29 protein-coding genes and 1 riboswitch are annotated in these 23822 nt (G+C 64.7%); of the genes, 14 read left to right on the top strand and 15 right to left on the bottom strand.

What is annotated here, in order from left to right; all coding sequences use genetic code 11:
- Positions 1 to 55 precede the first annotated feature (55 nt).
- On the bottom strand, positions 56 to 682 hold the full coding sequence (locus tag SZ60_RS16415; RefSeq protein WP_052505235.1) for a TetR/AcrR family transcriptional regulator: 627 nt from the start codon (positions 680 to 682) through the stop codon (positions 56 to 58).
- Between SZ60_RS16415 and SZ60_RS07285 the strand changes: the two genes are divergently transcribed.
- Both SZ60_RS07285 and SZ60_RS07280 read left to right on the top strand, forming a co-directional pair.
- Entirely contained in the window at positions 671 to 1612 is a 942-nt protein-coding gene (locus SZ60_RS07285) for an SDR family NAD(P)-dependent oxidoreductase (RefSeq protein WP_231567070.1), read from the top strand. The two genes, SZ60_RS16415 and SZ60_RS07285, sit on opposite strands and share 12 nt — an antisense overlap.
- Before the next feature lie 134 nt (positions 1613 to 1746).
- Positions 1747 to 2553, top strand: coding sequence for a hypothetical protein (locus SZ60_RS07280; RefSeq protein WP_156155536.1), 807 nt, complete (start codon positions 1747 to 1749; stop codon positions 2551 to 2553).
- Positions 2554 to 2707: 154 nt separating this feature from the next.
- On the opposite strand, the gene SZ60_RS07275 is transcribed toward SZ60_RS07280, so the two are convergent.
- The 3 genes from SZ60_RS07275 to SZ60_RS07265 all read right to left on the bottom strand — a co-directional run bounded on the left by SZ60_RS07275 (position 2708) and on the right by SZ60_RS07265 (position 4553).
- Positions 2708 to 3289 carry a TetR/AcrR family transcriptional regulator gene (locus SZ60_RS07275; protein ID WP_043594867.1) on the bottom strand — a complete coding sequence of 194 codons (582 nt, stop codon included), beginning with the start codon at positions 3287 to 3289 and terminating at the stop codon, positions 2708 to 2710.
- Positions 3290 to 3366: 77 nt separating this feature from the next.
- On the bottom strand, positions 3367 to 3717 hold the full coding sequence (locus tag SZ60_RS07270; protein ID WP_043594866.1) for a putative quinol monooxygenase: 351 nt from the start codon (positions 3715 to 3717) through the stop codon (positions 3367 to 3369).
- A 335-nt stretch (positions 3718 to 4052) separates the two neighbouring features.
- Positions 4053 to 4553, bottom strand: a complete 501-nt coding sequence (locus SZ60_RS07265; RefSeq protein WP_156155535.1) for a hypothetical protein — start codon at positions 4551 to 4553, stop codon at positions 4053 to 4055.
- Positions 4554 to 4626: 73 nt separating this feature from the next.
- Here SZ60_RS07265 and SZ60_RS07260 point away from each other — a divergent pair, with 73 nt between their 5' ends.
- Positions 4627 to 5226 carry a hypothetical protein gene (locus SZ60_RS07260; RefSeq protein ID WP_156155534.1) on the top strand — a complete coding sequence of 200 codons (600 nt, stop codon included), beginning with the start codon at positions 4627 to 4629 and terminating at the stop codon, positions 5224 to 5226.
- A 27-nt stretch (positions 5227 to 5253) separates the two neighbouring features.
- Here the strand turns inward: SZ60_RS07260 and SZ60_RS07255 are convergent, their stop codons facing one another.
- Positions 5254 to 5886, bottom strand: a complete 633-nt coding sequence (locus tag SZ60_RS07255) for a TetR/AcrR family transcriptional regulator (RefSeq protein WP_043594864.1) — start codon at positions 5884 to 5886, stop codon at positions 5254 to 5256.
- Positions 5887 to 6146: 260 nt separating this feature from the next.
- A riboswitch (TPP riboswitch) is annotated at positions 6147 to 6244 on the top strand.
- Here SZ60_RS07255 and thiM point away from each other — a divergent pair.
- The 4 genes from thiM (at position 6235) to SZ60_RS07235 (ending at position 9844) form a co-directional block, all read left to right on the top strand.
- Entirely contained in the window at positions 6235 to 7092 is an 858-nt protein-coding gene (gene thiM, locus SZ60_RS07250; RefSeq protein ID WP_043595042.1) for a hydroxyethylthiazole kinase, read from the top strand. Its footprint overlaps the riboswitch before it by 10 nt.
- A gap of 23 nt (positions 7093 to 7115) precedes the next feature.
- Positions 7116 to 7754: a thiamine phosphate synthase gene (gene thiE, locus SZ60_RS17175; RefSeq protein ID WP_043594863.1), complete on the top strand. Its 639-nt coding sequence runs from the start codon at positions 7116 to 7118 to the stop codon at positions 7752 to 7754.
- Entirely contained in the window at positions 7751 to 9295 is a 1545-nt protein-coding gene (locus SZ60_RS07240) for a bifunctional hydroxymethylpyrimidine kinase/phosphomethylpyrimidine kinase (RefSeq protein ID WP_052505245.1), read from the top strand. Before thiE ends, SZ60_RS07240 begins: the two co-directional genes overlap by 4 nt.
- Positions 9296 to 9655: 360 nt before the next feature.
- Positions 9656 to 9844, top strand: a complete 189-nt coding sequence (locus SZ60_RS07235; protein WP_156155533.1) for a hypothetical protein — start codon at positions 9656 to 9658, stop codon at positions 9842 to 9844.
- Between the two features lie 115 nt (positions 9845 to 9959).
- Here SZ60_RS07235 and SZ60_RS07230 read toward each other — a convergent pair whose 3' ends face one another.
- The 3 genes from SZ60_RS07230 to SZ60_RS07220 all read right to left on the bottom strand — a co-directional run bounded on the left by SZ60_RS07230 (position 9960) and on the right by SZ60_RS07220 (position 11827).
- Entirely contained in the window at positions 9960 to 10334 is a 375-nt protein-coding gene (locus SZ60_RS07230; protein ID WP_043594861.1) for a VOC family protein, read from the bottom strand.
- A 98-nt stretch (positions 10335 to 10432) separates the two neighbouring features.
- Positions 10433 to 11128, bottom strand: a complete 696-nt coding sequence (locus SZ60_RS07225; RefSeq protein WP_043595040.1) for a YafY family protein — start codon at positions 11126 to 11128, stop codon at positions 10433 to 10435.
- Positions 11129 to 11203: 75 nt separating this feature from the next.
- Positions 11204 to 11827: a TetR/AcrR family transcriptional regulator gene (locus SZ60_RS07220; protein WP_043594860.1), complete on the bottom strand. Its 624-nt coding sequence runs from the start codon at positions 11825 to 11827 to the stop codon at positions 11204 to 11206.
- A 36-nt stretch (positions 11828 to 11863) separates the two neighbouring features.
- On the opposite strand from SZ60_RS07220, the gene SZ60_RS07215 reads away from it, so the two are divergent.
- Positions 11864 to 12658, top strand: a complete 795-nt coding sequence (locus SZ60_RS07215; RefSeq protein WP_043595039.1) for an alpha/beta fold hydrolase — start codon at positions 11864 to 11866, stop codon at positions 12656 to 12658.
- A 196-nt stretch (positions 12659 to 12854) separates the two neighbouring features.
- Here SZ60_RS07215 and SZ60_RS07210 read toward each other — a convergent pair whose 3' ends face one another.
- The 4 genes from SZ60_RS07210 to SZ60_RS07195 form a co-directional block, all read right to left on the bottom strand.
- Entirely contained in the window at positions 12855 to 13259 is a 405-nt protein-coding gene (locus SZ60_RS07210; protein WP_043594859.1) for a hypothetical protein, read from the bottom strand.
- A 131-nt stretch (positions 13260 to 13390) separates the two neighbouring features.
- On the bottom strand, positions 13391 to 14536 hold the full coding sequence (locus SZ60_RS07205; RefSeq protein WP_043594858.1) for a serine/threonine-protein kinase: 1146 nt from the start codon (positions 14534 to 14536) through the stop codon (positions 13391 to 13393).
- A gap of 34 nt (positions 14537 to 14570) precedes the next feature.
- Complete coding sequence (locus SZ60_RS07200; RefSeq protein ID WP_156155532.1) at positions 14571 to 15479, bottom strand: hypothetical protein; 909 nt, start codon at positions 15477 to 15479, stop codon at positions 14571 to 14573.
- 152 nt (positions 15480 to 15631) lie between these two features.
- On the bottom strand, positions 15632 to 16153 hold the full coding sequence (locus SZ60_RS07195) for a GNAT family N-acetyltransferase (RefSeq protein WP_052505230.1): 522 nt from the start codon (positions 16151 to 16153) through the stop codon (positions 15632 to 15634).
- A 101-nt stretch (positions 16154 to 16254) separates the two neighbouring features.
- Between SZ60_RS07195 and SZ60_RS07190 the strand changes: the two genes are divergently transcribed.
- Positions 16255 to 16695 carry a cytidine deaminase gene (locus SZ60_RS07190; RefSeq protein ID WP_043594856.1) on the top strand — a complete coding sequence of 147 codons (441 nt, stop codon included), beginning with the start codon at positions 16255 to 16257 and terminating at the stop codon, positions 16693 to 16695.
- A 114-nt stretch (positions 16696 to 16809) separates the two neighbouring features.
- Here the strand turns inward: SZ60_RS07190 and SZ60_RS07185 are convergent, their stop codons facing one another.
- Complete coding sequence (locus SZ60_RS07185; RefSeq protein ID WP_043594855.1) at positions 16810 to 17733, bottom strand: ketopantoate reductase family protein; 924 nt, start codon at positions 17731 to 17733, stop codon at positions 16810 to 16812.
- A gap of 18 nt (positions 17734 to 17751) precedes the next feature.
- Here SZ60_RS07185 and SZ60_RS07180 point away from each other — a divergent pair, with 18 nt between their 5' ends.
- Positions 17752 to 18366, top strand: coding sequence for a TetR/AcrR family transcriptional regulator (locus SZ60_RS07180; protein WP_082059948.1), 615 nt, complete (start codon positions 17752 to 17754; stop codon positions 18364 to 18366).
- Positions 18367 to 18545: 179 nt separating this feature from the next.
- On the opposite strand, the gene SZ60_RS07175 is transcribed toward SZ60_RS07180, so the two are convergent.
- Positions 18546 to 18989: an endonuclease/exonuclease/phosphatase family protein gene (locus SZ60_RS07175; RefSeq protein ID WP_369700700.1), complete on the bottom strand. Its 444-nt coding sequence runs from the start codon at positions 18987 to 18989 to the stop codon at positions 18546 to 18548.
- 1714 nt (positions 18990 to 20703) lie between these two features.
- Here SZ60_RS07175 and SZ60_RS07165 point away from each other — a divergent pair.
- Positions 20704 to 20967 (top strand): hypothetical protein, encoded by a 264-nt coding sequence (locus SZ60_RS07165; protein WP_156155530.1) that lies wholly within the window; start codon positions 20704 to 20706, stop codon positions 20965 to 20967.
- Positions 20968 to 21922: 955 nt separating this feature from the next.
- On the opposite strand, the gene SZ60_RS17785 is transcribed toward SZ60_RS07165, so the two are convergent.
- Positions 21923 to 22048, bottom strand: a complete 126-nt coding sequence (locus tag SZ60_RS17785) for a hypothetical protein (RefSeq protein WP_255349704.1) — start codon at positions 22046 to 22048, stop codon at positions 21923 to 21925.
- A 79-nt stretch (positions 22049 to 22127) separates the two neighbouring features.
- Here SZ60_RS17785 and SZ60_RS07150 point away from each other — a divergent pair, with 79 nt between their 5' ends.
- The 3 genes from SZ60_RS07150 (at position 22128) to SZ60_RS17170 (ending at position 23780) form a co-directional block, all read left to right on the top strand.
- The gene (locus SZ60_RS07150; RefSeq protein ID WP_156155529.1) at positions 22128 to 22571 is read left to right on the top strand and encodes a hypothetical protein; all 444 of its coding nucleotides are present in this window, start codon (positions 22128 to 22130) and stop codon (positions 22569 to 22571) included.
- Positions 22572 to 22732: 161 nt separating this feature from the next.
- A complete protein-coding gene (locus SZ60_RS07145; RefSeq protein WP_043594849.1) occupies positions 22733 to 23242 on the top strand; it encodes a hypothetical protein in 510 nt (169 codons plus the stop codon).
- 91 nt (positions 23243 to 23333) lie between these two features.
- The gene (locus tag SZ60_RS17170) at positions 23334 to 23780 is read left to right on the top strand and encodes a hypothetical protein (RefSeq protein WP_156155528.1); all 447 of its coding nucleotides are present in this window, start codon (positions 23334 to 23336) and stop codon (positions 23778 to 23780) included.
- The last annotated feature ends 42 nt before the right edge of the window (positions 23781 to 23822 follow it).

The following is a 23822-nucleotide window of genomic DNA, read 5'->3' as shown; positions in this document are numbered from 1 at the left end:
CCTCATCGCGTTCGCGGCACCGAGCCTGCCGCGACTCGAGCGCGCCGGTCCCGGTTCACCCGCCGGGGGCGGTGACCGGTCCCTGGGCAGCCGTTCCGAGCTGCTGCTCGATCTGCGGCAGGAGCGCCCGCACCGCGGCGACGACGACTTCGTCCACGCGATCCTCGGGGAGCCGGCCGGTGGCGGCCAAGGCACTGATGCCTTCTGTCGTCGCCGCGACCAGGAACGGCATCGGGCCCATCGACTCCGGACTGCTCTCCCCGAGCAGCTCCGCGCCCACTGCGAAGAAGCGCTCGGCCGAGGACTGCGCCTCGGGGTCGCGCCCCGCATTCGTGCCGTCGTCGGTCGACGAGAACATCAGCTGCATCAGGGGGCCGTTGTGCTGCGCGAAGCGAGCATGAGCGCGGATGTACTCCGTGAGCCGGCGCTCGAGGGCGCCCTCTCCCCGCGCGGCCTCGAGATAGCCGCGCAGCTCGTCAAAGCCGTCCGCGGCGATCGCGGCGAGGACGGCGTCCCGGTCACGGAAGTGACGGAGCGGCGCACCATGGCTGACGCCGACGCGGCGCGCGAGCTCTCGCACCGTCACCGCCTGTTGCCCCTCCTCGATCAGGAGCGCGCGCCCCTCCCGGACGAGCTCTTCACGCAGCGACCCGTGGTGGTAGGAGCGTGCTTGCTGTGCCATCCGAACAGTGTAGACGTTGACAACAATGTGGCCAGTGTCTACATTGGGGGCATGGACGACACCAGAGCAGGCCAGGCACCGACCAACGAGACCGTCATCATCACCGGCGGCACCAGCGGCATCGGCCAAGCGACCGCGGTCGCCCTGGCCGAGTCCGGATCACGCATCATCCTCGCTGTCCGGAACCAGGAGAAGGGGCAAGCCGTGGCAGCGACCCTCCCCGGCACTCCGGGAACGCACCGCGTCCTGCCACTCGACCTGGCGCGGCTCGAGACGGTGCCGGACTTCGCAGACCGTATCGACGAACCGATCGCCATCCTCGTCAACAACGCAGGCGTCGAGTCGAAGGACCTCCAGCGGACGGCCGACGGTCACGAGCTCCAGTTCGGCACGAACCACCTGGGGCACTTCCTCCTGACGACGCTGCTCCTGCCGCACATCACCGACCGCGTCGTCACCGTCGCGTCCCAGGCGGAACGGATGGCTCGTCTCGACCTCGACGACCTCGATTGGCACCGACGCCCGTACCAGGCGAGCCGGGCGTACGCGGACTCCAAGCTCGCCAACCTGCTGTTCACGTCGGAGCTGGACCGGCGGCTGCAGACGTCGGGCTCTCGAGTGCGGGCGCTGGCCGCCCACCCGGGGTTGGTCAAGACAGCCATCTACGACCGGCCGGCCGGTCAGCGCCCCAACCTCTGGGACCGGCTCGTCCCGATCTTGGGGCAGGAGCCGGAGGACGGTGCGCTGCCGTCGCTGCTCGCCGCCTCCGCCGACCTCCCCGGCGGCACCTTCGTCGGACCCCAGCGGATGATGCACATGCGAGGCGGGGCCGAGGTGATCAGCCAGTCGAAGCAGGCACGGAACCCGGAGACCGCAGCGAGACTCTGGTCGATCTCCGAGCGGATGACGGCAGCGGGCACCCGCCCGTGAGCCTCGTCCAGGACCGTCCCCGCGCACTCTGGACCGCTGTACGCGGATGGCACCGACCTCTCGTCGCCTTCACCACAGTGATGTGCCTCTGGGCTGTGGTGTGCCTCGTCGGGCTGATCCTCGATCCGCGGACATTGGCAGACGACCCGATCTGGGCCAAACCTCTCAAGTTCTCGATCTCCCTCGCGCTCTACGCGATCACCCTTGCGTGGATGCTCTCGATGGTGCAGCGGCCTGTCCTGCGTCGGATCGGTTGGTGGGCCGGAACCGTCGGCGCAGCGGCGTCCCTCCTGGAGATCGTCGTCATCTCGATCCAAGTGGTTCGCGGCGTGGGAAGCCACTTCAACGTCTCGACTCCGACGAACCAGCTCTTCTACCAGCTCATGGCCGGTGGGGTCACCCTCATGTACTGCGCGACACTGGTCATCGGAGCCTTCCTGGCCATGTTCTCCCGGATCGAGGACAGGGCGCTGGCGTGGTCCCTGAGGCTCGGACTGATCATCGCCCTGGTCGGCCTGTCCGTGGGCTTCCTCATGGTGATCCCCACCGCGGCCCAGCTGGCCGACCCGACATCGTCGACCTACGGCTCCCACTCCGTGGGCGGTGACGACGCGACCGGCGGCATCTTCTTCCTCGGCTGGAACACCGCCCACGGAGATCTCCGCGTGTCCCACTTCATCGGCATGCACGCACTGCAGGTGCTGCCGATCCTCGCGATCACGCTCCCCCGGGCGCTCAGTGAGGCCGATCGGCTCCGTATCGTCGTCGCAGCCGGAGCGACGTACGCTGCCGTCACCGCGATCGCCCTGTGGCAGGCGTTGCGGGGACAATCGGTCATCCACCCCGACGCCATCACCGTCGCGGCAGTTTGGGTCACCATCGTCCTGGCTGCGATGAGCTTCATGACCACCGCCGCGCAGAGACGCCACCAGCACAGGTAGCTCCAGAGCCTGGCCTGACGGCACACCGATGGACGAAGTCGAGGTCGCGCACGACGAGCGCCCTGGTTTCCCGTCGAGTCTCGGCCCACCTCCTGTCGGTCACCCCCAGCGTGGTCGCTACAAGCACTTGACCGGGTCTGGGTTGCCTCGCGCTTCAAGTGAGCAGGGTGAACGCCGCTCGGCCGACACCGAGGAGCACCGACCGGTCGGCGCCGGCAGTGCCGAGGACCTCCATGCCGCGAGTGACCGCCACGAAGTACGTCGCCAGGGCCCGGGCGTCGAGAGTCGCGTCCACTTCCCCGGCTGTCTGCGCTTGCTCGATGCACCCGGCGTACTCGTCCTCGAGGCGCCGATAGGCGCAACGAGCGGCTTCAGCGACCTCCGGATCGCGGTCGGCCAGCTCCACCGTGGCCTTCGTGAACAGCGAATCCAACGGCCCTTCCAAGGTGAAAGTGATGGCGAGTGCATCCAGGTGCGCTCTGATCCGCTCGAGCGGAGAGGCCGTCCCCGATGTGAGCTCGACAGTCAGGCGATCAACCTGCGTGGAGGTGCTCCGCTCGAGTGCGCGCAGAAAAAGGTCTCGCTTGCCCCCAAAGGTGTTGTAGATGCTCTGCTTACCGAGCCCGGTGGCGCGGCTCAGCTCCTCCATCGTCGTGCCGCCGTAGCCAACGGCAGCGAAGACACCGGCGGCTTTTTCGACGACGGTGTCCTCGTCGAATTTGCGAGGTCGGGGCATGGCGCGATCCTATGCGGGGCCAAGGCGGGCTCGAAGGCAGGCTCGGCCTACGTTCCGCAGGTCGCTCAGTGGTGCTGTCAACTCACGCTGGGGAGGGCGCCAGCTGTCTGGGCGGCCACGTCGTAGTACTCGGCCTGGTAGTCGAGGATGCGGATGCCCCCGAGGACGGCTGTAGCCGCCTCAAGGAAGTTCTCATCAGCCATATGGGCGTCGATGGCGGCTTGGTCACGCCAGCCCTCGGTGAGGTGGATCGTGTTGGGGTCCGTGAGATCCTCTGCGAAGACGTAGTACGTGCATCCGTCTTGGTGCGCAGTGGTGGTCAGGTGAGGGATCACGGCGTCGCTGAATGCCTGTCGATCGTCGGGGTGGACCGTGTAGTACGCGCTGATGACCTTGCTGGTCGGGCTGTGCTTGGTGTGCGAGATCATGGTGCCTTCTCCTCCGTGACCGCGGACCGTCCGGGCCAGCAGGCCACTGTACCTCGATAATTGTCTAGTTAGTCAATAACTCGGTCTTTGCGCCAGACCTACTCGCTCCCGTGACCGTCGAGAAAGGGTTAGCACACCGTCCTGTTCTTCAAGGTCGCAACCGTCGCCGACACAATCATCGACACCATCTGAATCCCTGGCGACCGGGGCGCATGCACGCCGGCGCGACTCCTCCCTTGACGCAGCCGCACTAAACCGGCCCCACGCACACGCCGGACCGGACGAATAACGCCGAGAACCACGAATGTCGCTGAGCGATCCCCTATCGGGCGCGTTCACGGCCGATTGACGGTGTCCCCGCGCGAGGAAAGATCATCGTCGTGGCGCACCTCGAAGGCCTCGAAGCGCCCGTCGGCAAGAATCGCGTCGACGAGGACACGGCCGCCCGCAACGATCGTCGAGTCCCAGTCAATCTCGGTTGCCAGTACCCACGCGTGTTCCTCGGGCCAGAGCAGCTGCAGCGACGGCGTCCGCTGTCCGTTCCTCCAGCCCAGGCGCAGCGTGTGCCCCCAGTCGGGGTCGCCGACTTCGGCCAGACTCGTCTGCACGAGCACGTGCGCCCGGTCAGGCAGCTCTAGGACGGCCGAGGTCGGGAGCTTCTGCCCGCTGCCTCCTTCCCAGAACCCCGCGACAGCGTCGTCCGGCGTAGTCGTGGCCGCGGCGAGGAGAGGCGCGAGCTCGGCGAGCACGAGCGGATCGAGCCAGCCGACGTCGCTCGAGTGGCGCGACTCGTTGACCTCGAGGAGCCGCTCCCACTGCACCAGGGGGTGCATCACGCGCCCCCGTCGGGTAGCGATGTCAGACCAGCGGCGGCTGGACCACCGTCCCTATCTGCCCTGGGCGACGCGCGTGCCTGACCTCCTGACCGCCCCCGTGAAAACCTCAGGCATTCTCGAGGCGCTCTATCGTGACGATAGCGACTACGTCCGCCGCTCGGTCGCCAACCACCTCAACGATCTGAGCCGTGACCACCCAGAGATGGTGATGGACAACGCCTTTCGCTGGTACTCAGCCGGGGACGACAAGACGCCTCACCTGCTGAGCCGCGGATTGCGGACCCTGGTCAAGAAAGGCCACGCAGGAGCCCTCGGCGTTCTCGGGTTCGGTGCGTCCGACCTCACCGTCATCGACTTGACCGTCCAACGCGAGCACATCGAGCTCGGTGATGATCTGGGTTTCTCAGTCACCGTCCGGAACGACGCAGACACAGACGCCCGAGTGAACCTCGACTACATCATGGACTACGTCAAAGCCAACGGCTCCCTGTCTCCAAAGGCTTTCAAACTCGCAACCTCGAACATCCCCGCACGAAGCGAAAAGGTGTTCACGAGAAAACATTCCTTCCGCGTTATGACGACGCGACGCCTACACCCAGGCACCCACAGCGTGAGCATCGTGACCAACGGCGTTCCTTCTGACAAGCGTGACTTCCGCCTTGCGATGTCATGAACACGTTGCCGTCTCCCCGGGCGCGCCTTACGCTCCCTCAGCAGACCCCTCGCTGCCGGCCGACTCGATGAGCCGAGCAATCCAGCTGAGGCTGGCGGCCATGTCCACCCGCTCTGGGTCGAGCAGCCACTGCATCTGGATGCCATCGAACGCGGCCAGTACCAGGGCTGCGAGCTGAGCGCACTCCGCCGGATCGAGACTTGTCGACCGCTTAAGCTCCTCGACCAGGTACGCGCGTGAGCGCTCATAACGATCGACGAAGAAAGACCTGGCTGCAGTGCTGCCCGGGTCGACAGCGGAGCCGAGAAGCGTCGAGTGGAGGGCAAGAATGCCTGGCATCGAGACGTTGTCCACCGCGGCAGCCATGATCCGTTGAGGTAACGGGATCGGATTCGGGTCTGAAATCGCTCGCTGATCCCGACGCTCGAGCACTTCCAGCATGAGAGCCGTGGGAGTCGGGAAGTAATGCTTCAGGCCGGCATGTGATAACCCCACCTCTTCCCCGACTGCCCGAAAAGACGTCTGAGTCATTCCTCGTTCGGTGAAAACTTCGTAGGCCGTCTCAATGATCTCTTCCCGCTGAGCCCGACCCTTGGCGTATTTCCCCGGCGAACCGCCAGCTGTGCGCAAGTTGGAGACGTCTTCGCTCACAGCATCCATGCGGTCAATTTACTCAAACCCGAGAAACACCGTCTTGTGAGGGTTCCTTCACGATGCGTGGCGCCGCATCGCCGCGGTACTGCCGATCGGGGTCACCGGTCAGAGCGAAGGACGCGCTTCGACCGACGCCCTTGGCTGGTCATGCCGAGCCGGGCGGATATCTGCGGAGCAACGATCGTGCAGCACTGCTGCTTGCCGAGCACCGCGTCCTCCCCGCTTGCGCGCACAGGTGGCGGCGAGCCGGATGCGCGGTACCGTTGCACCGTGACACGGGGTGCCGCGCCCACGCGCGGCTGAGAACACACCCGTCGAACCTGATCTAGCTCGTACTAGCGAAGGGATGTCGTGATGAAAACTCGCGCGCCGGAAGACCGTCCGTCCACCCGCCGAGAGGCCGAACCGTACGTCGAGGCGAGCGCCGAGTTGCTCGGCCGTCTCCGGTCGTCGGCTCCGCTCGTGCAGTGCTTGACCAATGCCGTCGTCACGGGCTTCACCGCCAATGTGCTGCTGGCCGTCGGCGCTTCGCCGGCGATGGTCGACCTTCCCGGTGAGGCCGGCCCCTTTGCCTGGGTCGCCTCGGGGGTGCTGGTCAACCTGGGCACGCCCCACGCGGACCACCGAGAGGCCATGAAGGAAGCAGTGGTCGCAGCTGCCGACGCCGGCACACCCTGGGTGCTCGACCCGGTCGCGATCGGCACCCTGCCCGTGCGAACACCTTTCGCCGACGAGCTGCTCACACACTCACCCGACATCATTCGAGGCAATGCGTCCGAGATCCTGGCCCTTGCTGGCCTCGGAACGGGTGGCCGGGGAACAGATTCGTCCGACGACCCAGAGGCCGCCCTCATGGCGGCCCGACGCCTCACCGACCGCACCGGGTCCGTGGTCGCTGTCTCGGGCCCCATCGACCTCATCACGGACGGCACAACGGTGCTGCGTGTGCACACTGGCAGCGAGATGCTGACTCGAGTGACCGGGGGCGGCTGCGCGTTGGGCGCCGTCATGGCCGCCTTCGCGTCGCTCTCGGATGACCGCCTGACGACCACGGTCGCAGCAACCACGGTCTACACGGTGGCCGCTGAGCTCGCGGCCGCCGACTCCGACTGGCCGGGGTCCTTCGCCGTGGCCCTCCTGGACCGTCTGGCGTCTCTGACCTCATCCGACCTGCGCGAGCGGGCGATCATCACGGCAGGGCGGGCCTCGTGAACCGCTCTGAGGCTGTCAGCGGCGTGCACTTCGTCACCGATCCCACCCTCACGCGTCGACACGGCCTCCTGCCCACCGTCGATGCTGCCGTCCGCGCCGGTGTTTCTGTCGTGCAGTTGCGTGACAAACACGCGACAGCTCGCGAACTCCTGTCCACGGCGATCGCCGTGGCGGACGTGGTCCGAGGCAGGTGCCTCCTGCTGCTCGACGATCGCGCTGACATTGTCCTCGCAGCCCGACAAGCCGACGTCACGGTCGACGGGGTCCACCTCGGCCAGGACGACCTCCCCGTTCGCGCTGCCCGCCGGATGCTGGGCCCGGACGCTGTCATCGGCCTCACAGCGAACACCCGGGAGCACCTCACCGAACTGGCTACGCTGCCCGAGAGCATCGTCAACTACCTCGGAGTCGGCGTGATCCGCCCCACGAGCACGAAGGCCGATCATCCCGAACCGCTCGGCATCGACGGATTTGGGGCCCTCGCGGCCAGGACCGAACTGCCGTGCATCGCCATCGGCGGCGTGGGTCGTGACGATGTCGACGACGTAGCCCGTGTCGGCGGGGCCGGCGTGGCAGTCGTGTCCACGATCTGTACAGCGGACGACCCGGAACAAACGGCCCGCGACCTCGTCGCGTGCTGGGCTGCAGGGGTGACCGCATGACCGCCGTGCCTGACTGCGATGTGTCAGCCCGCGCCTCCTCGGGACCTGCTCCGGTGATCGTCAAGGTGCCCAGAGTGCTCAGCATCGCAGGCACTGATCCGACCGGCGGGGCCGGCATCCAAGCTGACCTCAAATCGATCGCCGCGAACGGCGGATACGGCATGGCCGTCGTCACCGCCCTGGTCGCACAGAACACGTGCGGCGTCCGTTCGGTGCACATTCCCCCCGCATCGTTCCTCCGCGCCCAGCTCGACGCGGTGAGCGACGACGTCGACATCGATGCGATCAAGATCGGCATGCTCGGAGACATCGCAACGATCACGGTGGTGTCCACCTGGCTCGACGAGACGTGGCCTCAGGACGGCGCAGGCAGACCCCCTGTCGTGCTCGACCCGGTGATGGTCGCCACGAGTGGAGACCGCCTGCTCGCGCTCGAAGCGGAACAAGCTTTACGCGACCTGGTCACCCGCGTCGACGTCGTCACGCCGAACCTCCCCGAACTGGCGGTGCTCGCCGACACGTCGATCGCCACCACCTGGGCCGAAGCGCTGGACCAGGGGCGGCGCGTGTCGACGTCGACGGGTGCCCTGGTCCTGGTCAAAGGCGGGCACCTGGAGGGTGCCCGTTCGCCCGATGCCCTCGTTCGCGTCTCACGCGAGAGCGACGCTCCTGATGTGGTCGAGGTGCCGGGGCGACGGATCGCCACCTCGAACACGCACGGGACTGGTTGCTCGCTCTCGAGCGCCATGGCGACACAATATGCACTCTTGCTCGACTGGTCACGGGCACTCAAGGCCTCGAAGCGATGGCTCCAAGGCGCCCTCGAACGAGCCGACGAGTTAGACGTCGGACGGGGTGCAGGGCCGATCAACCATTTCGCCGAGCTGTGGGCCTCGGCCGGGACCGTGAGCGTCACCCCATGCGCCACCGACATCTGGTGGGATGAGATCGCGTCGGCGCGAGCGGCGCTGGAAGATCTTGACTTCCTCAATCAGCTCCGCGACGGCAAGCTAGACAAGGCTCGCTTCGAGCATTACCTCACCCAGGACTCTCTCTATCTGACGAAGTATGCCCGCGCCCTCTCGCGGGCAAGTCAACTCGCCCCGACCGCGGACGAGCAGGTGTTCTGGGCGCGGAACTCTGCCGCCTGTCTCGACGTCGAGCGCGAACTTCACCACGAACGCCTCGGCGGGGCTGTGAGCGAGGCCACCAGAGAGCACGCAGTGACGACCGCCTACACCGATCACCTACTCGCCGCAGCCGGCGGGTCCTCGTACGGTGTGCTCGTCGCGGCCGTGCTGCCCTGCTTCTGGCTCTACAGCGATCTAGGCGAACGACTCCTCGCCGCCCGCCGACCGAACCATCCGTACAGCGAGTGGCTGGACACCTATTCGGATCCTGCGTTCGCTGAATCGACGCAGCGAGCCTGCGAGATCACCGACCAAGCGGCTGCCCGGGCCTACGCCGACGAACGAGAAGCGATGCGGCGGGCGTTCCACATCTCGTCCTGGCATGAAGTGGCGTTCTTCGACATGCAGTGAAGAACCCCATCGCGCCACGGACGAAAAGCAGAGCCCCCGGCGATTCTCAAACTGACAAGAAATGGCCCTCGCTGCACGATGGCTCGGAAGGCGATCTGGGGCACAGTCGGGACATGATCTGTACAGACATCATTCCCTAGGAGGACTCGGGCACTGCCCTGACACTGAGAAAGTCACGGCAGAAGCAACGACCAGTTGCTGAACGGAGGCACCGTCGTGACAGCGACCAGAGGAGCAGTAGAGCCGCGATCATGGGCTTGGACACTTGGATGGCTAAGTCTTTCCGGCCCGCTTCTGCTGACAGCCGCCAATCTCCCATCCCTGTTTGATGCACCGCTACTGCCCTGGGCAAGCATGCTCTTGGATCTGTGGGCCTTCACCTCGGTGTTTCTCGGCGTCGCCGCGATCATCTTCGCCCGCGACGATCTGGCCTCGCCTCCGGAGGGCCGACCGGGCTTCGCCTCTGCCGGAATGATGCTGGGCATAGCCGGAGTAGCGGTCAGTGCTGCTCTGCTGGTGCTTTGGTTACTGACTCCCATGCCCTTTTGACCTGGCCTCGTCTGACAGCAGATACCAAACGGGAGCGACCGGGCCCGGTAGCGATCGGATCAGATTCACGAACTCAATCGCCGCGTCCTGCAATGGTCGCCACGGGGCTCGCTGCCTAGACGGTGGTCGGTTTGCTGAACAGGTTGACGACGTTGCCGTCGGGATCACGGACCAGTGCGGAGCGGTTGCCCCAGGGCATCGTGGTTGGTTCGAGGACGATGTCCTCGCTCTTGAGCTCCAGTTTGGCAAAATCGACATCGACATCGATGACTTCGAACTCGATGCACACTGATCGGTTAGTCGCGGCAGTGAGAGCGCCGCCCAGCATGGCAACGGTCGCGGTGCTGGCGATCGCGAGGTTCGCACCGGGGCCGCCGAACTGGGCGAAGACCGGGGCAGGGCGCTCGGCCTGCCGCCCGGTGAGCTGCTCGTAGAACGCGATGAGACCTTCGAGGTTTTCTGTGACGATGCGGATGGATGCGAACGACATGGGGCTCCTCAGGTGGCGCTAGTTAGGTAAGAGCATCAGCGTCACTGGTCGTCGCGACACCGTCCTGTCGGTGTTTCACGAAAGACGTCGGCTCGCCATCAGTCGTCGACGACGGACCTGAGCTGTCCGTACTGGATGGCGAGGTCCTCAGCGTGGAGCTTGCGCGTTGGAGGCCGTTCGTCGGTGACCCTGACCGAGAGCATCCGATCTCCGCGGAACGCCCGCACACCCTGTCGGAGTCGGCACCACGCGATCAGGTACCACCGCCCTTCGTTCTCGATCGATCCCAATGGCTCGACGTCTCGACTGGACTCCGCACCGCCAGCGTCCTGGTAGCGCAGCTGCACGACACGGTCCGCACGCAAAGCCTCAGCGAACTCGACCGGCACGAGCGTGTCCTCTTCGATCTCAAGGAAGTGCACCCGAGATGCGAAGGCGCTGGCACGGGCCGCGTCCCGGTCCGACATGACCGCGAGCACCTTCCGCGCGGCAGTCTGAGCAGACTGCCGAAACGGGCTGCGGCGAAGCGCGCCGAGCCCGATGAGCACTGCGAGGGCCTCATCCAGCGTGAAGCCCGCCGGGCCAAGCGTCGCTGACGCGTCGATGACGTACCCACCGGTTCGGCCAGGCTCCGCCCAGATCGGCAGACCTGACTGCTGCAAGGCGGCAAGATCTCGCTCGATGGTCCGCACGGACACCCCGAAGCGCTCGGCAAGACGACGTGCGCTCCGGGGACGCGGTGACACAGCTCGTAGTTCTTCCACGAGGCCGTAGAGACGATCGGTCCGGTTCACCGACCCATCATGCGACACGTCGCGTCCTGGCCTCGAAAGCCACTCCAGCTTCCAACGCGTCCAATAGTCGATCGTCTACTGAGACACATCCCCGGGGCGCTCGAGAGAAAGAAGGGCGATGGCGAGCTCGGCCGTCGAGGTGAGCTCCGTGACGCCGGCACCGAGGTCGGCTCGCGTGGCGAGGCCGTGCCACAACGTCTGCAGGAGGCTCGACAGCGTGGCGGCATCGGTTCCCGACGGGACATCGCCAACAAGGGCTGAGCGCTCGATGCGGTTACGCAAGCGCTCTTCGTCACGCCGCTGGAGATCGGTGACGAACGTGCGGACATCGAGGGTGGCGGAGGTGTCGACCATGACGGCACTGCTGGTCAGGCACCCGGGGTGGCCGTCATCGGCCCGCACGAACTCGCTGATGGAACCTGCGAACAGTCGAGAGATGACCTGAGCGAGAGTGGGTTCGGCAATGGCGACGTCGTATACCGCGCTGTACCGCAGCGCGTAGGTCCGGACGGCTTCGTCGAAGAGGTCGGCCTTGCTCCCGAACGCTGCATACAGGCTCGAGCTTGAGATCCCGAGCGACGTCGCAAGAGCCCTGGTTGACGTACCCGAAAAGCCGTGCTGCCAGAACAAGGTCGCGGCGGCACGGAGGGCGTCGTCTCGGTCGAACTCGCGGGGGCGCCCTGGGGACTTGTCGGCCATGTGGAGATTCTAGGGCAAATGCCCCATAATACGATTATGGAGCAGTTGACTCAGAATATTGTGCCCGTCCGGAGCAGCGAGATTGCAGTGGACATCTACGGCGACGCGGAGGGTCCTACCATCCTTCTCATCCCAGGTGTCATGGCCGATGCGGCCGCGTGGGCTGCCGTCGCGCGGGGACTGGAGGGGTGGTCAGCTGTGGCCGTGCTAAACCGCCGGGGCCGGCACCCTTCGGGTCCTCTGACGGAGGCTTACTCGTTGGAGCTGGAGGTGGAGGATGCTCTGACGGTCCTCCGACACCTTCCCGATGTACGGACGCTCTTCGGGTGGAGCTATGGCGCCCTGATCGCGATGCACGCGGCGAACGAGCACACCGTGCCACACCTGATCGGGTACGAGCCGATCATGGCTCCCTTTGGTGCCGCCGCCCTCCCGGGACTGCAGCGGGCACACGATGCCGGCGACCTGGACGCGAGCGTCGAGGTCGCGCTCCGCGAAGTCACGGGCATGCCCGATGACGTCGTCGAGAGCCTGCGGGCTGACGACGCAGTCTGGCCGGAGCTCCAACGGCTGAGTACCCCCATCCATGCAGAGACCCGGGCAATCAATAACGCGCCTCGGCCTGCCGGACTAGCCGAGCAAGCGCAGCGCGTCGACCTGATCGTCGGGGAGCGAAACCGCGGTCAGGCACCCTACGGCACGACGTTTCAGGATGTCGCCGACCTCGTCCCGGACGCCGTCGTGCATGTCCTTGGTGGCCAGGGTCACCTTGCACACCTGGAAGCACCGTCGGAGCTCGCCACGTTCGTCAGTATCCTCGGCCGACACTGAAGCTAACACTGTGAGGTCGGCTTCCCGGTGCACTCGAAGTGTCCACCGGCCGGAATTGGTCAACGACGACTCTCGGAACAGCTACCCCGCGCAGAGGCAGGGCCCGGGAGTCTCGATGGGTGCCCGAGGCTGCTCTCGGTGAGGGATCCCCTATCGGGCGGCTGCCGGACCGTTGAACGACGCATGCCGCTTCGGTCTACGTGAAGAGCGCGAGGGGAAGCGACACCACGAAACACACGGGCGGCACGATGGCGACGCCGCCACAGATTCCTGCCCACCGGCCAGCGCGGCCGCCCAGCGCTCCGGCGATGAGTGCGAACACGATCGACGCAACCAGGAGGAGCGGCACGGCGAACCACAACACGGTGGTCCAGTCTGCGGCTGAGAACCACAGCAACGAACTTTCGGCGCAGGCCGTGACGAAGCAGAGGATGAGGGTCAGCGGGGCGAGCAGCCGAGCCCGACCAGCCGGCTCGGCCTCGGGCTCGGGGGCGGGGCCGCCGCCCAGACGGGGTGGCGGGTCGATGAGGGGGTCGCGGTGGGGCAGCGCTGCCACTTCGGCCTCGGCCCGACGGAGCAGTTCTCGGTCGGCCTCGTCCATGTCCTGACCCCAGCGATGGCACGACCACTTCAGGGCACGAGCACCCTTCGAATGGGCTCGCATTCTCGGTGATCCGAGTTGAGAGCGCGTCCGGTGCCCGATGGGTTGGCGAGACTCGCTAGGAGCAGCGACTATTCAGTTGCCAGCTCTAGATCGGCAATGACTTCGGAAATGTCCTGGTACCGCTGGGTGGGGTCGTTATGCACGCACTTGTCGACAATGGCTTGGATCGCCGGTGGGCACCCGGCTATGGAACTGCGACCCGTGAACATAAAGGCGAGGATGTGCCCGACGGCGTGAATGTCGTTGACCTTGGCAAATTCTTTGAGACTCGCAAGGGTGGGATCGCGGATCGACCCTTTCATTTCTGTGTCGGACTTGGTGAACTCCGACCCCTCTGCCTTATGCAATCCGAAGTCGCTGAGCTTGACCAGGAAGGCCTCTTCGTACTCTTTGATCAGCACGTTTCCAGTGCTGAGATCCCGATGGAGGATGCCTCTTCGATGGAGGTAGCCCATGGCGTAGAGGAATTGGAGTGCCAGTCTCTTGCGCGTCGCAAACTGAAGCGTGCCGTTGTATTTGTGCATGAAGTTGCGGAGGTCGTAGTCGCAGAATTCCATCGTGAATGAAGTGTGGCTTTCGTCGAACTGGTACGCCTGCACGATGTAGGGGTAGTTCAGTTCCTTCATCTTCTGAAACTCGGCCTTGAATCGGCTCAGCTCACGCTCGTCGAGGTTCTTCTTACCCACCTTCACGGCAACCGGAAAACCGTACGTCTCGTCCGTGTACTTGTAGACGATCGCGTAAGACCCCTCCCCCACCATGGTCTTCTTTGGCGGAGTGGAAGTCTTGGTCGGTGGCTGCCAAGCGTTCGAGACGAAAACAGGATCGAACCGGTCGATATCGATTTTGGCGAACGATTCCGGAATGGGGCTCCCTCCCGAAACTACGAGGAAGGCGCTGCATTCATTAAGGACACGTTGATAGTCCTCACGCACGCGAATATCTATTCCGATTTTGCCGAGGCTGCCTCTGACCTCGCGGATTTCCTCGATGAGGTCGATTAGGTCACGGCTCTGCTCCGCATTGAAGTGCCGGCCCCGGTCCATCTTCGAGTTCATGAAGAGGAAAAGCGCATTTAGGCGTTCGTGGAGAGCGCCGAAGACGATAGGCAGTGGGGGCTGCATTGCCGTGTACAAGCCCGCGTACGCCTCCGATGGTGGCAGCGCCGAATATTGGTCAGAGAGGTGTCGGAAGACGGCAGTCTGGTCGGGCATGCTCGAAGGCTAACGCGGGTCCTCCACGCTGTGGCTAGTTGTGGCCTCGTGCACGATCGTTCCAAAGCTGGTGGGCCTTGGATATGAGCTGGAGGGCCACTTTCAGATGACGGTAGATGCTGACGGCGCTGGGCTCGACGTGCGCCACGGGTCTGTTGCGGTGGTCGACGCCAATCAGTTTCATGTCCGAAAGGCCCCGCAAATTGCTGGGCTCACCGTGGGCGAGTGAGCTGGCCGTCGACCAGTACCAATAAGTCAAAGGTCCACCTAGCTCCGGCACAAAGGCTCCACCCTCATTGGCTATTGCGCTCGGAGTTAAGCTCTTCTGGACCGTCGACCAAGGCACCTTGGCGTCGGCCGCGACGGTCTCTAGGTCGGTGATTTGAGCTTTCACAAACCGCTCTTGCGCACGGTATTCCTCTCCACCCAGCGTGCCGGCGAAAGTCGAATAATTCTTCGCCAAATGCAGAGAGTGGATCAATTCGTCGTGGCGAAGACGAAGGGCCCGGGCGACGCGGGTGTCACTGTCCTGTGGGCCGAGCAGCCAGAGCGCCGTGGTCGCTGCCTCAATGAGAGCACGGATCATGACAAACTCCGCGGTTAGGTGAAGCAGTAGCTCATCGCGGGCGTCGTTGATCATCATGGCGTCGAGGCCATTCATGAGGTTGTGAAAAGCCACGATTGCATGGTCTGCCTGATCTGGCACCGTCAAAAATTCAAGGGGCTGACCTTGGGTCTCGGCGCTGCGGCGGCTGTTGTTCAACTCGGGCGTTCGAAGCTCGTCACCGCGAAGGTCTGACCCGTCCTCTCTGGACATAACGCCTGATCGGTTGGCCATGGTCGTTCGCCAGTTTTCGAGTAGCCCGGCGATTTGACCCTGGGCCTTTTCCTCTGCGTCTGGGTCGCCCTGTCGTTGAAAGTAGTCGCCCTTGGGTACAGTCACCGGCCCTCCTCATGGTCGCTGTTGGGACTCTATTGGCCGTCCGATAGCCGATCGGTCACCGACCACCGGCGGACGCTAGCCACTCCCCCGCAGCTACGGGGCGCCGGCTGTCTCGATAGGTCAGTCCGAAACTGATCTCGGTGAACGATCGTCTAACGAGACGGGAGGACTCGCGCCATTTCCAGCGTCTGCCCGTCGACGAATGTGAGTGGGCGCGTTCGTCCTGTCGCAATGAATCCGTGACGGTCGTAGAACTTTCGAGCTGGGACGGCATGCTCGTAAACGTAAAGACGGAGACGCGCGCCCCGACCAGTGGCCCAGCCGATGATTGCGTCCAGGAGCGCGTCGCTCACGCCGTGCTTGCGACCGCGGAAGTCGGGAGTGACGTAGACGCCGGTCAGTACGGGGTCCGGCCCGTCCTCGTCTCCAAGCTGAGCGCTCATCATCCCGACCCATCGCCCCGTGACAGTGTTCCAGGCGACCAGACAGGTCGCGTCGTCGGCTTCCCCGCGACGGGCACGAAGACGCCAGTCGTCCTCCGACATGGCTTGAGTTATCTCAAGTGTCGCGCCGTAAGAGATCGGGTTGTCGGTCGCGTTCTCGATACGCAGCTCCCGGACACGAGGCCAATCAGCCTCAGACGTGGTGCGAATCGCGATGGAGGAGTCGGGCACCTGATCACGCTACACATGGCCCGCCGACCACACGACCCAGGGGTAGCTGCCCCGCAGGACCATCGGCTACTGGGACACCCTGCGAGTCTTAGAGTCGAGAGATGTCCATCACGCTTCCGCCTTCGGCCACGCCTCTCACCGATGAAGACCAAGCCCTCATCGAGGCAGCTCGTCGAACCATTGACGCCGTCACCGACGCAGGCCCGGATGAGGACGGCGTCCACACCATGGGTGCAGCCGTGCGCGCCGCCGACGGTCGGATCTTCACCGGGGTAAACATCTACCACTTCACAGGCGGCCCCTGCGCCGAACTCGTAGCACTCGGCGCAGCTCGAGCCGGGGGTGCCACCGATCTGAGCCACGTGGTGGCCGTGGGAAACCATGGCCGAGGAGTCAAGAGCCCATGCGGTCGCGACCGCCAGATCCTCGCGGACTACCACCCTCACGTTCGCGTCATCTTGCCCGGACCCGATGGGCTCATCAGCGCCCGGGCAACCGACCTCCTGCCGTTTGCCTTCGACCACAGTGCGGAACAGATCTAAGGGCGTATTCGCTAGGCGATCGGCTATCGGGCACGCGGAGGGCTCTCCTCGAGCAGCACCGCGAGCCGGTGAGGATCACTGCGTACGGCGTCAGCGTCTGATCGCAGTCGCGATTCACGTCTCCAGGCGCGGGGCGGGGATGTGGAGCTGTCGAGCTTTTCTTAGGGTGTCGCTGAGGACGGCGCGCCCCTCGACCATGTCCGTGTCCGTGTGTGCCCCGAGGGCACGGCGCGCGATCGGGACCAGCGCCGTCGCCCATCCCGTCACAGCGCCCATCAGGAGCGGGAAACGGTAAGGAAGCATCGCGCGGCGATGCTCTCCGAGATCCACACCCCGTGCCCGGAGAAGCGGCAGCAGCTCGCGGGTCGTTGCGAACGCCTCCCGGAGGGCCTGCCGGTCACCGACCAGCGCCGACAGCGAACCCTTGCTCACCGCCTGGGCGTACATGCCGGCATCGGCGATGAAATGGAGCCACAGCCACCCCCGGATGTCCCTCTCCTCCCGGGCAGTGATGCCGGCCTGCCCGAATGCCGCCAGGACCTCTCCCTCGCGCCGGCTCGTCGGAGCGTGAGCGGTGCCGACGACGACCGACGGCATGATGGCGGCCACCAAGAGGCCGTCCTCCTGGAACTGACCACCCCCGCCCGGGAAGCCGAAGACGACCTGGTCGGCCGGTAACGGCGCGACGGCCTCGAGCGGTTCCCCCCAGACGTTGCCGAACACCAGGACGGTCGCCGATTCCAGCCGGGGCGCCAGGAACTCCGCTGCCTCAGCGAGTCGATGATGCCCGACGCTGAGCACGACGAGGTCGAACCCGTCGTCTGGATCGATGCTCTCGCGGAACCTGGCCGGGTAGTTCTCACGGACTCGTCGGCCGAGCAGCGCACGACGCCCGTCGACCCAGTCCATGCGCACCTCGTCTCCGTATTCCGCGGCACGCCCTGGGCGTACGTAGAACTCGACGTCGTGACCAGCGGCGGCCAGGACGCGACCGTAAATCGTCGCGATCGCTCCCCGCCCGAACATCAGGATGCGCATGAGTGACCCCTCGCTAAAATGGAGAAAGTCTCCGATTGCAACTATACGGAGACAATCTCCATTTTGCACGAGAAGGGTGCCTCCGTGGCCGAGGAACGCGCGATGCGGGCGGACGCCCGTCGGAACCGAGAAGCCATCGTCGCCGCCGCGCGGGTCGTGTTCGACCAAGACCAGCAGGTGCGGTTCGACGACTTCGCTGCCCTCGCCGGAGTAGGGGTGGGGACGCTGTACCGGCACTTCCCCACACGGGACGCTCTCGCGGCGGCGGTATACGAGGGCGAAGTGGCACTGCTCTGCGAGAACGCTGTCGACCCGGCGCGGCCACCCGTCGAGAACCTAGAGTCGTTCCTCCGCGGCTTCGTCGAGTACGTCCTGGAGCACACCGGCTTGGCCCGCACGCTCGCGGCAGCCGAAGACCCAACCGTGTTCACCGACGGCGGGATCCAGATCGAACGCACGGTGACCGACCTCATGAACCAGGCAGCCCAGGACGGCGACGTCCGAGACGACGTACCCGTCGGAGCGGTGATGATCGTGCTGCACGGCATCGGCACCGCGACGGGACGACCACTCTGGGCCCCAGAAGCGCGCGCAGCGGTGGAGCTCTTGATCGCCGGCCTTCAGGCCGTTTGAAGGCACGCCCCGTTCAGCCGGACACTCCAGGCAGGGGCTGGCCCAACACCCGTCGTGAATATCCAGCGGTCACCGACTACCGGCGGATGCTAGCCACTCCCCCGCAGCTACGGGGCGCCGGCAGTCTCGATAGGTCAGTCCGAAACTGATCCCGGTGGACGATCCCCTATTGAGACGGGTTACGAGCTGTTCGGATTGAGCACGGTGACGATGGGGCGGTGGTCTGAGCCTCGGGTGGCCTGAGAGTCGAGCACCGCAACGGCGACGGGCTCCCAACCTGGGCCGAAAAAGGTGTGGTCGATCGGGGCGCCCAGAGACGCTGGCAAAGCGGAGGGCCAGGTGCCTGTCGATTCAAGGCCCAGAGCAGAGGCCGCATCCTGACAGGGGCCGAGCTGGTCGCCGCCGAGATTTGCCAGGGTGGCGTTGAAGTCACCGACGGCGACGATGTTCCGTCGGTCCGCGCACTGTTGCCGCGCCCAGTCGACGTGGCTCTGCCAGATGCTTGAGTCGACCAATGAAGGACGCTGCAAATGCGCCACGAGCAAGGCGGGGCGCGGGGATTGTCTGAGGTCGCGACGAACCCAGCCCATGCCGGTGTCGTTTCTTGGTCGGCAAGCGAATATGTGCCGAGGTGCTTCGAGATCAGCAACGTCGCCGAGGATGAATCGGTCCCGATGATCTGCATGTCGTGCTCTTGGGCGAGCCCGGCGAGAGTTCCATCGGCCACGGCCGTGAAGTACTCAGGCAGAGCAACGACGTTCGCTTGCTCGGTTTCGATCAACGCGCCCAACTGCTCGGTTGAGACGTCTTGTTGGTTGGTGTTCCACGACAGGATTCGTAGCTGCCCCGCCGACGAGGATGCGCTGGGCACCGTTGTCGATGGTGCCGGCCTTCCCGCCGTCAAAACGATTCCGAGGCCAGCACTAACGACGAGGACAACTAGTCCTGCGGCCGTGGCGAGTCGGAGGCGGCCCCTGATCGCCGCGATGACCACCGCCATGGAAACGAGGGCCACCGCGAAGAACGCAAGCTGCGGGAATGCTGCCGCGACGAACACCAACGGTGCCGCAGACGCGGTCCGCGTCGCCAAGAACACCGCAGCCGTAGCTCCGGCAGCAGCCACCACCATCACCCACACCAAGACTCGCCGCACATCGCCCCCGTCGTCATCGACAGCTTCCCAGACGCCACGCGTCAAGCAGAAGCGACATGTGCCCGCCGATCGATCCCTTACCGGACAGCACCGTTTCCCCCTCGTGCGACCGTCCCCCTAAAGTGACCGTGACAACGATGGTCGATCAAAAGCATCTGTAAGGGGCTGGGTGTGAACAAGTACAGACGCATTGCGGCTTGGATTCTTGGTCCGATAGCCGCGTTGTTCCTAGGGTTCACTGTCTTCGCCGCCATCACGGACTTCGTTGCCTGGTTGCCTCCTTTGGTGGCAACCGTCTTCGTTCTCGTCAGTGGCACGGTCGTTTGGGTGAATCTCGGCAAAGCTCCTCGTTGAGGAGCCTTGCCGCCGAAGAAAGTAAGAGGTCGTCTCTTTTGGGCGCGTGGCCTGCAGGCCGAGCGTCCAGTCACCGATCGTCTATCGGGCACCCTGAAGAAGCGGACGACGCTGAATGAGCGTGCTTGCTTCGTCCACCTAGTCCGAAACAAGCATCGAATGAACCCGCTCGAGTGAATCGCCAAATGGCTCGAGCCACCCCGGCACTTCCTCGGGGTAGACCGTCACCCAAGCCGTTTCGCTTGCGCCAGCTCCTGTGTGCTGCCCGAGGTGCCCAATGACATGCACATCGAGGACTTCCTTTGGGACGAGCCACGCATGCACGGACTGAGGTGACAGCCCGAGGAATAGACAGAAGTCGAAATCTCGATCTCGAATCTGCTGAAAGCGATAGAACCCGTTCCGCCAAAGGGTCGAAAGCTTGACCTGTACTTGAGCGCCGTTTGCGACCACAAAGATTTGCCGGTCTGGCGATGTGTGTGTCTCAGCCTGCAGACCCTGGTTACGTGCCCACTGCTGGAATAGCTGGCGCCCAACGGCTCCGCGCCGCCCTGGCGGAAGTGATTGCACCCACTTAAATGGGCTACCTCGCCAGGCGGGACTTGGACGGTACATGTCCGCCAGCCCACTCGCCACTGCCGATAGCTCCGTAAAACCGTCGTCACTCATGCCGCACCCCATCGTCAAGCCAGGACAGCATTCAATACGATGAGGGCTTGTCATGAAATCCCCCAACCGGGGACCGGCGCCCGCCTCTTCTCTCCCCGCCTACCGATCGCCTATTGGGACGATATTCGATGCCGGATCACGTCGTGGGGCATGCTCGTCCTATGAGCAACGAAGAAGGACTGCCGCATGCTCGCCCCGTCGACGCAACTGCAGTGACTGAGCGCCCGACACCGTGGCTGCCGGCAAGAACCGTTCTCCACAACGTCGTCTTGATCTTCGTCGGCGGTGGCCTCTTTTGGTTCCTCATCGACCGCATCCAAGCGCCCATGTGGGTTGCCTTCGTCGCCTACGCCGTCATCTTCATAGTGGGATCACTCGCCATGCGCTTCATTCGAAGCGCCCGAGCTGATCGCATCGATACGTGACGTTGATGGCCGAGCAACACGATCCGGCGAGCGATCCCCTATCGGGACAGCTTTTGCCCGGCCGGTTAGAGCTGTCAGTGAGCCAGTCAGCTGTCGAGCGCGAGGACCCAGAGGGCCAGTAGGACACCGGTCGCAACGAGCAACGCGATTCCGGACCAGAACCACGGAGCGCTCGGACCGCGCTCCGCCCTGGCACGCGCGATGCCGTCTTTACGAACGGCCATCACACAAGCGCGTCCGATCAGCCCAAGTCCCCCGAGGGCGACAATTACGAGCCCCGACCAGGTCCACCACGAGAACTCCATGTGATGAGGATGCCGGATACGACAAACTCCTGCACGCGGGCCACTGACCAGCAGCCACTGTCGCACCGACCGATCCCCTATCGGGCGGCGCGTGTGAAACGAAACGTTGATCGGTGGGCGTGACCGTGTCACTCTCTGAGAGATGGACGGAGGTCGCCATGAAGGCAAGAGTGTTCGCAGCGGTCGGCCTCATCGTGAGCGCCGCGACTGTGCTCATCCTCGGGGCCTACCTCGAGGCCGGTGGCTGTGGCGACATGTGGGGCGGAGCTGTCGCTGATGCCACGCCTCGGTCCGTCGGCACGTCCGCAACCCCCGAAGAGGACACCGCCGCCTACTGGACCGAGGAGCGCATGGAGTCAGCTGTCGCCGCACCAATGCCCACCTGTTGATCTGCGGAGCACGTTGACGCGCTGCCCCGCTGATCGATCGTCTATCGGGCAGTGGGCCGTAAATCTACTTGCGCCGACGAGACCGCTGCTCTCCGCGCCGAACAAAGCAGAGCCCCACGAACGATGCCCCGAGCACCAAGGGTGCGACGTAATAGATCACCGCCTCAGTGTGCTCCTACCCCGTGCCTTGGCCAAGCGTCTCGTTTCCCAATCCGCTACCGGGTGCGTTCGGGACTGAGATACCGGGGAACGCGAGCTGACTCAGAGCGCGCTGATCCCACCGGTCGAATTGACGAACCAAACTAAAATAGCGGCCCCGGCCGCGAGGACGACGAGAGCCGCAACAAGGGGCACGTTGCCTTGTCGTCGCTCTCTCTCGGGTCGCATGCGTCCCACCCTAGGAGTCCGGCAGCCCATCGTCTATCGGGCGCTGGTCAAGGCGCCCGTCTCAGACGACACTCTAGAGATGCGCCACGAGACAGCACCGGTCGTGTTCCATCTCATGGCGCCATCGACGACGGCTCTCTTGGTCGCGGTAGGGATGACAGCGTGCGCCAGCCCCCCTCCAGTTGCGTGCGCGTCTTGGCCGGACTACACGACGAGCGCCGAGATGCAGGAAGCCGCCACCGACGTGGTCGTGAGCGACTCCGTGCGGACCAGTGGCACCGAGGTGATGCTCGGAGTCGAAGCCACTGCCTACGACATCAGGGTCGCCGAGGTGGAAAAGGGTTCGGTCGCGCCGGGTACGACGATCCGAGTCATCTCCACCCCAGACTCCTGCGGCGCGACCTTCTACCCAGAAGGTGACCAAATCGATAGGGAGGGGCCCCTCCGCCTGTACCTGATCGAGGACGATGATGGGACGTTCCAAACGCTCTCGCCCTTCGATGGCGTTGAGACTGCCCCGTAGGCGAAGCTCCGCGTGTGGGTTGCTGCTGCTCCGCTGACCGATCCCCTATCGAGACAACGACACTCTGCGGAAGCCGAGGCGCTCCTTCTCCCTCTACGAAGATGCGCGAACACCCCCTGCAGCATTCGGCAGCGCTGCCTCAACACCTGTAGACCAAGGACATGCGCATAGATGACGGGCGGCCTGTCCGGGTCGATCTCGGCCCTCGCCCCCACTTCATCTGGTGGGGACAGGACGTCGACGACGAGACACGTGATGCCATCGCGACCCAGGGCACCCTCGTCGAGACCTTTCCCACCGAAGACGCGGCACGTCGCCATGCGGAGCAGCAGTCCTGGCCGAGCGGCCCGCCGGAGGCCCTCAGCATCGTCGACGTGCGTGGGGTCAAGGACTACCTCGATCGCAAGGTGAACACGCTCGACGAGGAGGCAGCCCTCACCTGCGTGAACTTGGCCGACGATGTCCGCCACTCACTGCACCTCCCCCGGTCGCGATCCAGAGCCGCCCAAGCCGTCTACGACAAATTGGTCGAACGACAGTTCCCGTACCTCACCGATGACAGCCGCTCGGACGCGCTGAACAGATGGAGCTCGCAGGAACTCGGCCAGCTCCAGAAAATGCTGCGTTCGTCGCTGCGCTGTTTGGAAACAGGCCTCGCTGAGCCCTGGTAAGCCATCGCTTATCGGGCGGATGGCACCGCTCGACAGATGCCGATCCAGCTAACGTCTGCCTCAACGGAACAACGACTCTGGAGGCAACACCATGTGGGATGCCTGGCGAGACCGGCTCGACGATACGAGATTGCCGCCGGCGGCAGCCCTGTGGGTTGCGCAAAATGGTACCTACGAGGCGCGCTGGGAGCTCGCGTCACGTCAGGGTCTTGACAAAGGCACATTCGGTGCGTTGCTCGAGGTCGACGATCACCGAATACACGACATCCTGGCCCTGAACAGAGACCTGCCACGAGCCTTTCTCGACCAGCTTGCGATCGCCGGACTCGCTAACGAGGAGTACATCAGTGGGCATCAGAACGCCCCTGCTGAGCGTAAGCGAGCACTTCCGTTCAAGTACGTGACAGGACGAAGCCTGGAGCTTTTCCTTGATGAAGTCCAGGCCACCGAATCCGAACGGAACGCCGTCTGGCGGACATCAGCAGCGAAGGCCAGCAGGTCTCTTGGCGAGGTATGGGACGCCATCAGGACTGACTAGACGTCGATCTCGGAAGCGTGCCGCCCTCCAGACGATCCCCTA

The organism is Frigoribacterium sp. MEB024 (assembly GCF_000878135.1).
Classification (GTDB): Bacteria; Actinomycetota; Actinomycetes; order Actinomycetales; family Microbacteriaceae; genus Frigoribacterium.
The sequence above is the reverse complement of the archived record's forward strand: the minus strand, read 5'-3'. Positions and strand labels throughout refer to the sequence as shown.